This window comes from Pseudomonas sp. LS_2, assembly GCF_042709235.1.
Lineage (GTDB): Bacteria > Pseudomonadota > Gammaproteobacteria > Pseudomonadales > Pseudomonadaceae > Aquipseudomonas.
Genome location: NZ_JAVAYC010000056.1, coordinates 1 through 9172 on the forward strand (window position 1 = coordinate 1; position 9172 = coordinate 9172).

General features: G+C 58.0%; 5 protein-coding genes. 3 read left to right on the plus strand and 2 right to left on the minus strand.

What is annotated here, in order from left to right; all coding sequences use genetic code 11:
* Positions 1 to 42: 42 nt before the first annotated feature.
* Both RAC97_RS24360 and RAC97_RS24365 read right to left on the minus strand, forming a co-directional pair.
* Positions 43 to 1077 (minus strand): hypothetical protein, encoded by a 1035-nt coding sequence (locus RAC97_RS24360; protein WP_375102170.1) that lies wholly within the window; start codon positions 1075 to 1077, stop codon positions 43 to 45.
* 24 nt (positions 1078 to 1101) lie between these two features.
* Positions 1102 to 1680: a hypothetical protein gene (locus RAC97_RS24365; protein ID WP_375102171.1), complete on the minus strand. Its 579-nt coding sequence runs from the start codon at positions 1678 to 1680 to the stop codon at positions 1102 to 1104.
* A 211-nt stretch (positions 1681 to 1891) separates the two neighbouring features.
* On the opposite strand from RAC97_RS24365, the gene RAC97_RS24370 reads away from it, so the two are divergent.
* The 3 genes from RAC97_RS24370 to RAC97_RS24380 are packed head-to-tail and all read left to right on the plus strand — an operon-like array spanning position 1892 to position 9089.
* A complete protein-coding gene (locus tag RAC97_RS24370; protein WP_375102172.1) occupies positions 1892 to 3694 on the plus strand; it encodes a hypothetical protein in 1803 nt (600 codons plus the stop codon).
* 40 nt (positions 3695 to 3734) lie between these two features.
* Positions 3735 to 6215 carry a hypothetical protein gene (locus tag RAC97_RS24375; RefSeq protein ID WP_375102173.1) on the plus strand — a complete coding sequence of 827 codons (2481 nt, stop codon included), beginning with the start codon at positions 3735 to 3737 and terminating at the stop codon, positions 6213 to 6215.
* Positions 6216 to 6218: 3 nt separating this feature from the next.
* Complete coding sequence (locus RAC97_RS24380; RefSeq protein ID WP_375102174.1) at positions 6219 to 9089, plus strand: hypothetical protein; 2871 nt, start codon at positions 6219 to 6221, stop codon at positions 9087 to 9089.
* Positions 9090 to 9172 lie beyond the last annotated feature (83 nt).

Consider the following 9172-nt stretch of genomic DNA (forward strand, 5'->3'; position numbering starts at 1 on the left):
CGCAGTATTGATCGGCAAAGTCATCATACTCACCTTACGAGTTTATTGCGCCGTGGCGCAGCGATAGCGGGTGTCACCGTTTTCGTCGCCCAGGTGGTAGCGCCCGACCATGAACTGGTCGTCCGGGCAGGTGAAAGAGCTGGATGACTCGGGCTGTTTCTCCGACCAGCCATCGGCCCAGATGACTTGCAACGGGGTCTCGACGTTTCGGAGTGCGGAACACTGGTAATGGGTGTCGCCATTCTCGTCCCCGGTATGTCTGCGGCCGGTCATGACGGTGTCAGGCGGGCACATGAAGTACTTGCCTTCCGATTCCTTGAACGCTTTCCCCCATTCCCCGTTCGCAATGAAGAGCGTGGCGGAGGCTTGGGTGAGCGTCGTGCATTCATAGGTGGTTTCGCCGTTTTCATCCCCGGTGTGGCTGCGGTGGTTAATGACCATGTTTGCTGGGCAGGTGAAGTCTTCTTCATGCGCGTCGGTGGTAAAGGACTGCGAAACACCATTGTTGACCGGGACTGGCGTTGGCGGCACGGTCGCGGATGATGTGATGATACGTATGCATGAGGCGGTGTCCCGCGCCAGGCCGGGCTGCTTGACGTACTTGTCGACCATTTGCAGGCCGGGGGTGATGATCTCACCGATATTAAAGGTTACGAGGTCTTCCACGGCATAAAACACACTGGACGTATCTTTTCGGGTGGTTCGAAGTTCTACCCAGAAGTGACGAGTATCCCGATCATTTTCATCATCATCGTCGTCATCCGACCGCAGTGCTTTGGTACAACCCAGCCCGTCGGTAATCAGGATTCTTGCAGCCGAGGGTAATTTGTCGAACTTTATCTCGCGCGGAAGCAGGTCGTAACAGTTGGAGTTTGGATAGTAATCCTCGAGGTTCAATTCATATTGCACACGTTGGCCCGTGCCTTCGCCTGGCACCGTCAGGGCGCATTGGTCATTGTCCTTGTCCAGAAGCAGGATGTTTCCGGGTTCGCTGGCGGTGCGGTTCTGGGCAACTGCCGCAGGCAGGGTGATAAGCCAAAGGCAGGCGACAAGGCACGTATAGAGTGAGCGGGGCATGAGTAGGGCTCCTTGTCAGATGGCTTAGAAAAGTTTCGCGCAATGGTAGGTGGTCACGCCGTTTTCATCGCCAGAATGGCCGCTGCCAATAACCACTTCATTTTCGTCGCAGGTCAGTTGATGGCTTGATTCCTTGCCTTCGATCGTCCGTGTCTTGATAGGTCTCAGTGCGTCGCCCCAAGCGTCTCTGAATTCTGCGCACTGGAATTGGGTGGTACCGTTTTCATCACCTTCACTGGACCGTCCGGTCACCACTTTTGGCGAAGGGCAGGTGAAATCGAAGTTGTTACTCGGTAAGGACTCACCGAGAGTTTCATTGAATTTTTTTAGCGGCTCGAATTGAATGACCGTAGCACAAAGTATACGGCTGTCGGCGTTTTCGTCGCCTTGATGCTCGCGCCCAATAAGTACTTTGCCTTCGCCGCACTTCAAGTCGGAGGCGCTTTCTTTCTGCCAGGCAGACCAGTCCCTATCAGGTGTAATGGTTGCTGCGCCCTGGGGTTTTACCGGGCTGTGTGCCGGCGGGTTATGTTCAGTCGCATGGACACCGGTTAACCAAAGAGCGGTGGACAGAAGGACGGGCAGGCAGACAGGTATTTTCATGGTGCAACCTCGAAGCGTTGGTTGGGATGTGCAGAAAGTCTAACGAGGTGTCTGCTATTGGACAGCTGACAGAAATACTAGGTAGCCGCACGTCGACGGAGCCAGAGTGATCGGTCAAGTGGGAGGAGACCTAGTATTTTTGCCAGTAGGCGACTCGCGGCGGGGGGCATAGTGTTTCGGTCATCGAACTGCTAATCATGAGGAAGTAGCGATGCCCGGTCAGCACGAGGTAGGAAAGGGGTCAATTATCCCGCCCAGGCCAATTATCGAGGGGCTAACACCCTATGATGAGATTGATCTTGATGAACTAGGAAACAATGACCTTGTTGTGCGTATTACTTATGACAATATAAAGATAGGCGACAATGTGGGTGTCCGCTGGTCGGGTGCCGATCATTTGGGGGTGCCTGTCGAAGGTTCGGTGAGTTTGGATATCGACGAGACGAACTTCGATCCTTCAACGGGGTGGGCACAGGCAGTCGTGCTCAATCAGTACGTCATCCAGGCAACGGACGGCTATGCGTTTTTTTCTTTCACCCCCCCGGCCCCGGCATCGGAGTCGTTTCGTGCCTTTTGTTTCGTCGGTGTGCGCAGGGGGCGGTTCGAGCAGATGCCGGTGGCTCAGGTACGGGAGTCGCATGCACTGTTCATCGACCCCCGGCAGTTGGGCAGTGCGGGCGCAACGGTGCTGGTGCCACCCTACAGTGCCATGCAGGTGAACGACCAGGTCACCTTGACCTTTGACGGCTACGACAGCGGCGGCGTCCACGATGAGACCTGGAAGCGGACGCTGACGATCACCGAAGAGCTGCTGGGGAAACCGTTGCGCTGGGCCGTGCCGCGCAGCCAGTTCGATTTTATCGAGCAGGGGCATGCCGAGATCCATTACGAGGTCGCTTTTCGCGACCAATCCGTACGGCTGGAATCGCCGATGCAGACCTTTCGCATCGACCCGGTCCCGGCGACGCCGGCACCGCTGCCTGTGCTGACCATCGACGGCTACAGCGGTGGTCCGCTGGACCCAGTGCTTTTCCCCAATGGCCTGACGCTGCGGATACCGACTTATGCACAAGCCATGGTGGATGACTGGCTGATGCTGCATGTCAATGACGAGCCGGCACAGCACTACCAGCGCCTGGACCTGAGCAGCCTGGAAAGCGGCATGCTGTTCTTCCACCTTGCAACGCAGCGCCTTGAGGGCCTGGCACGCGTTTCACTTGCTTACCAGCTTGCCCGCGAAGGCCTGGCCTGGCGTTCCGAGGTACTGGAGATCGAGCTGGTCCTGCGTCGTGAGTTCCCGGCACTTTCAGTACGCGATGCGCAAAGCGAGTCCTCAGGCGATCAGATCAGAGCGGTACTGCACGGAACCGCCGCCACGGGAGGAGCCGTTATCAATTTCCCGCAAATTGAACTGCAACCTGATGAGTCATTGGAAGTTCACTGGGAAGGGCGCTCTGAAATGGGGAGGGCGGTAATTGGTCTGGCATCGGTTCCTGAACAGGGGCTCTTGATGGACAAAGGGAAAGTGGCGGCAAACATGGAGGTGAGCCCTGATGCGAGAGGCAAGCGGTTTCCGGTGTATTACAAGGTGCTCCCAGGAGGGCATGAGTCCGAGCGCTTGCACTTGAGTGTCACGCCGCTGCCGCAGTCAAGTTATCCGGCAATAAGGTGCACACCCAACAGGGGGGTGTATGTTCACCTGGCGGATATTACAGGCGCCTATGCAACGCTGACGCTTGACGCATGGCCTTTCATGAGCGAAGGGCAAGTTTTGAATATATCGATCGTAGGTGTGGTAAATGGCGGCACATCCCCTACCCATCTTCGGCGGTCTGCGGTTACCGCCCAGGAAGTACAAAAGGGTGAAGTCGTCCTGCCGCTGGAAAAAGCCACGCTCGAAAGATTCGATAATAACTCAACGTTCACGCTGAATGTGTCCGCTAATTTTGAGGGTGATCCGCAGAGCTCAGAGTGGACGCGTTTCGAGTACCCGCAATACGTGATTGTAAAATGAACTCCATCCCCACGTGATGACCAGGAACAAGGTGAGCGTTATGCGTAACAAACAGACATTGGAAGAATTTATCAACTACATGAAGGAAAAGCCGCGCACCTATGGGTTCGATGCCATACTTGCCTATGATCGCTTGCGTGCCAACCGGTTGCTGTTGCAGGAATATATTGATCGCTTCGATGGCGACATGTATTTCGAGCCGCTGACGTTTACCACTGTAATTACCCCGGGTACGCAGTGGGAAAAAGTCATCGATCATGTGCTCGACAAGCCGCGGCTGACATTCGAAAACGCCTCGATCGCCAGTTCCCGTGCCGACCTGAGAATGCGTATTTCCGGTGGCAAGCAATTGACCCTCAGTCGCGCAGCGGGCGACAAAGTGAAGAAAATAACCCGCGTCAAGCAAGCCGATGCACTGGATGGCCCCAGTTTGCATGTGCGCATCACGCTCGACAGTTCGCCGGGTAGTGTCAGCAGCGCCGGCACGGTCTACATGGACTTGAAAAGAGCCGAAGACTTCTACCTGAGTTTCGCCGACACTAACGAAGAGAACCGCTTGGGCGGCCAACGCTACAAGGATATCTTTGACACCTGGCCCGATGAAAAGAAGCAGTTCATATTGAATGAGATGTCGATTCACGCGAACGACTTTCTACAGCCAGGAAAGTTTACCGTGCGCACCCACGCGGCGCCCGAGGGCACGTTAAGTACATCCGCTGCTTTCGGTGATGGCGAGATCCTGCTGTTCGTGACGATGAAGAACAGCAACAACGACGATGCCGGCATTCCCTACGACGATGCATCGATGAACTACATGTTGCCGGATGCCAAGCAGCCCTACACCTTGAATTTGGTGCTGGGCAACAAGTTTCTGGTTGAACGCTTGATCACCCGCGGTTTCCAGCGTCTTCCCCATCAGGACAAACCGTTCACCGTGGTCCCCATTGGTGGCGACGACGAAGATACCCATGTCACTGGGATCCGAGCCACCAACGGCATGCTTAATATTCCAGACATCGAAGGGTCAACCGATCGTCTCAGGAGCATCAAGTTTACCGATGGGTTCCCATTGCCATTCAGTGTGACGTCGGACGACAAGCCGGTCTCCTTTGTCTGCCAGGCTGTAAATGAAAAACTTCGTTTCACTTGGAATGGAGCCTATCCGGTCGAGGTCAACGTAACGACGCGGGCTGACCGTCAAGTCATCGGGACGCTCGACAGCCGCTGGGAATGGCAGACGGAGTACGAGTTTTCCATCGAAACCAGCCAACCGGATGCTGGCAAGTTGTATCTGCAGCGGGTTGGGTCGATCACCCAGCGCCTGAAGATGGCGCCAGCGCCTGAATTTACAGGTTTGGACGGGTTCGAGATGGAGGAGCTGGTCAACTTTGCCGAACAAACGCTCACCGCCAATCTGCTTTCGACCGTCGATACCATCGTGGAGGTCGCCGAGGAAATCGACGCATTCCGCCTCAACGGGCTGTTGTTCCGCAGCGGCAAGGACGCCGCACAGCCGCACACTGTGCGCTTCCCTGGCGATCTGACCTTGCCAGGCTATCTGTCGCCGTCCAGGGCCGAGTTCGAGGTCCAGCCCATGGAGCCCATCGTGGTCGTTGGCAATACCCAGCAATTCACCACCACGCTCGGTGCATCGGCCTCCGTGACCTGGAGTGTGGAGAACCTGCCTGGCCAGGACGACGAGGATTCGGGGAGCATCAATGCTTCTGGCCTGTACACCGCCCCGAGGGCCGAAACCGTCACTCGCGGCGACAAGCGAGTGATCATCAAGGCCACCAGTGGCTCCGCTTTCAGCAAGGCGCTGGTCAGCATCGCGCCCCGGAGTATCGCAGCTTCGCCCTATGTGATGCAGGCCGCGGCCGGCGGCCAGTTCAAGGTTTCCGCTGCCTCCCACGACGGCGAAGCGCTCAAGTTCGAACTGGCTGACGGTGCCATCGGAAGACTGGAAGTCGACCCCAACCCCGACCCTTCGGTGCAACAGGGCATGCTCTACATCGCGCCTGAGCTGAAGCTCTCCGAGGTGCCTCGCAAGAGTGACGCGTGGTTGCGTCATCGCGATACGTTGGACTGGAATCCGGACGATGACATCTTTGAAGTCCTGAAGATCGATACCATCGAGGTCTCCAGGGTTTCCGGCGGTGCCAAGGAAAGCATCCCGGTCGTGGTGCCACTTGAGTCCGAAACCCATTGGTTCGTCCACGAAGTCGAGGGCGAAAGTGTGCGGCTGAGGTTCATGGGGGCGGGGAAAGACGGCGAATATGAGGTGCCCGCTGAGGACACCACCTGGTACCTGATTCATGGCAATGGCCAATTCGAAAACGGTGTTTATACCCCTAAGGCTTCCGATGACGAACCCTTGAGCAGGTTCGCCGTGGTCGCGGCGATCGAGTACGACCGCCGAATGTGGCTGTGGACCTACGCCATCCTGCCGCTTCCGTTGGTCAGCGCCCAGGTGCTTGTCGACTCGCTGAAGGATGACAGTGACGCGTTGGGGGAGGAGTGAATGATGAGCCAGAATTCCAAAGCCAAACTGCTTGAGCGGCTTGCGCAAGGCAATGTCATGTTCGATTGGGGCGCCATCGTGGCGATCGACCAGCATCAGATCAATCGTCTGTTGCAGGAGCAGTACATGGCGGCCTTCAACGATCTGAGCTTCCTGATGCCGTTCACCGCCGAGACGACCATTGGCGACCATGAACGCGTGGTCTTGAGGGACGTCGTGCTGGGAGTCCCACAGGTTTCGTTCGAGAAGGCAACGATGACCAACGCCCAGGTTACCGTGCGACAGAACATCCTCGCCGGCAACTACTCGACATTCATGCATATTCCCGGTGCTCCGCCCTACCTGGCGCGCAGTCTGAGCTTGCGCGAGGACATGGGGTACCAACTGGAAATGACAGCCGAACTCGGCGTCAGCACCGGCAGCGTGGATGACCGCGGCAAGCTGATGCTCAACCTCGCCGAGGGCAGGCTGTTCAGTTGCAATTTGGGTGAAAGCACCCAGTCTGCCCTGCAGATCGGCGGCGTTCTGGGCGATTGGATCAAGAGTCAGGAAGCGTACAAGCACATCCTGTTCTGCGCGATGCTCGATTTCAGCGAGTATGGCCCATTGAGCCCAAGTAGCTTTGCCGTGCGCACCCAGCCGGCGCCCGAGGGCAACAACCCGCTGGCGGCCCAGTACGGCAACGGTGCGGTGGTGCTGTTCACTCATCTGCGGATCAACAAGGAGCCGGGCAGGATGCCGGCCAATCCCGATGTCTTCCCCTACCTGATTCCCGATGACCTCACCGCCCAGGGGGCGCCGGCTTTCAACTCGACGACGCTGATCGCCGCGCCGCTACGGCACTACGTCAATGACCAGGCGCCCGGTATCCTGCGTCAGCTCGTCTTGCCCAATGCCTTGCAGGTGGACATGCTCGAGCGCCATGACCCGCACGATCATGCGATCTTCGGCAGCATCGGGCCCTCGGCCCGCTCCTATTTCGTCGAACCCATGAACAGCCAACTACAGGCCGCCGGCAGCCAGGCTTTCGTTCTGGACAATCAGGGGCAGCCGGTATCGGCCCAATGGCGGGCGGCCAACCTCAACCTGCCGTTGGCCACGGGTACCATGAGTGACAGCGGCACCTACACGGCGCAGGAACAGCAGCAATTTCAGCGCGACCAGCAATTGACGCTGGTGTCTGCTCAATTCTCCTCGGTGGTGGGCGAGCAGGTGCGCAGCGGTCTGGTGATCGAGTCGCGCCAGCCGGTCCACGTGACACCGAGCGTGGTGACCTGGGGGGAGGGCATGCCTGATATTGCGCTGTATGCCGATACGCTCTCGGGCAACGCCCTGACGTGGGAACTGCTGTCTGACCAAGGCGTGGTGCATGGCGAGCTGGTCCATGATACCGGGCAACCCGGGCGCATGCTGTTCAAGCCATTCACCCCGGACAATGGCCGGCCAGAAGTGCGCCTTCAGCGGATCCGGGTATCAGACCGTGCGTCCGGTACCTACGACATAGCCACTGTGGTGATCTTTGCCTATGCCCAATCACTGGAGCTCTTGCCTTTCCATGTCCCTGTGCTCAGAGCACGGGAGCCCATCGCGTTCCGGTTGCGTGATGATGACGACCACGCTGACGCTACCTGGAAAGTCTTCGGCGAGGGTTCGGTGGACGACAATGGCGTCTATACGCCGTCGTCAACCCCCAGCGCGCCGGTCAGCGTCATCATGGCCGACATCAGGGACCGCTTTACCGGCTATGCCATCGTCGAGCAGCACTACCAGCAGCTTCCGCTGCGCTGGACGGCACTTGAAAAATTCGAGGTCAAAGTGCTGGGCGAGCCCGTATGCCTGGCCAATGGCATGCAGCAGGTCGAGGTCGAGATCGTCGTGGAGACCATGCCGGTCACGGACGGCCCCGACACGTACTTCATCCCGTTGACTCCCGCCGAGATGTCGAGCATCAGGCTGACCTACCGCAGTAGCAATGTCGATGTGGAGTTTGTCGAGGCGGATCAGGAAGGGCTCGCGCCGGACAGTTTCACCTGGGCTACCCACAACAGGCGTAACCGGTTCGAGTTTTACAGCAACAGCATGAGCAACCGGCCAACAGCGCTGCGCTCACCGGAGACGCGCACTACCAGGCGTCTTTATGTACAGAGCAGCCGGGCCGGATCGGAAGAGTTCTACGCCAAGTTCCAGGATGACAACAATGGCTGGTGGGACTCTCGGGAAAAAGAAGGCTTCATCACCATCAGGGCTGTAGAACCGCCGACACCCGGGCTAGAGGACTACACCCTGATCCGTGAACGTGTGGAAAACGGCAAGGGCAGGATCCACGACCCAGGAAATGGCCTGCCCCCTGACGAGTTCGGCTACATGCTCGATTCGATCGACTACTGGAGGCTGAGCTACAAGCAGGGTCTGCGCACGATTCGCTTCGCCACGCTCAGGCTCGAGGGCGCGGCGGCCTCGGTGCGCTGGGAAAGCGAGCAGGTGGACGAGACGTTCTTCAGCTACCTGCTCTGCGGCTTCAATGGCCTTCCGGTGCCCGGAGAACCGCCTCCCGGCCCTGAGCTCAAGGAAGATGCCATGCTCACGGCCATGAGCGGCGAGCTGAGCTACGAGAAGATTCGGCGTGAATTCGTCAACCTCAAGGAGCCAGCGCCTGGGGAGGTGCTCTTCGCCCTGCATCGTGTCGATGACATGCCCTATTGGTACGACGGCATGGCAGGGGACGACGAGAGCAAGCACTATCGGGCATCGCTCGATCAGCCACTGATGCTCGTTCTCTACGATCGACAGGGCACTCGACATCGGCTGCAAGTCGGCTTCCCCCCGAAAAGTATCGTCGATAGCCGCAACCAAGTGATTCTGGCTATCTATTGAACCACTACCCGTCCTGCCGATCGTTGGCAGGGCGGGACCTCCACTATAAGGACTGCGCGATGACGAGCGAATCGTTCGTACAC

Coding starts and splice junctions, on each gene's coding strand:
- RAC97_RS24380 (WP_375102174.1), top strand. CDS start 6,219: ATGAGCCAGAATTCCAAAGCCAAACTGCTTGAGCGGCTTGCGCAAGGC.
- RAC97_RS24365 (WP_375102171.1), bottom strand. CDS start 1,680: ATGAAAATACCTGTCTGCCTGCCCGTCCTTCTGTCCACCGCTCTTTGG.
- RAC97_RS24360 (WP_375102170.1), bottom strand. CDS start 1,077: ATGCCCCGCTCACTCTATACGTGCCTTGTCGCCTGCCTTTGGCTTATC.
- RAC97_RS24375 (WP_375102173.1), top strand. CDS start 3,735: ATGCGTAACAAACAGACATTGGAAGAATTTATCAACTACATGAAGGAA.
- RAC97_RS24370 (WP_375102172.1), top strand. CDS start 1,892: ATGCCCGGTCAGCACGAGGTAGGAAAGGGGTCAATTATCCCGCCCAGG.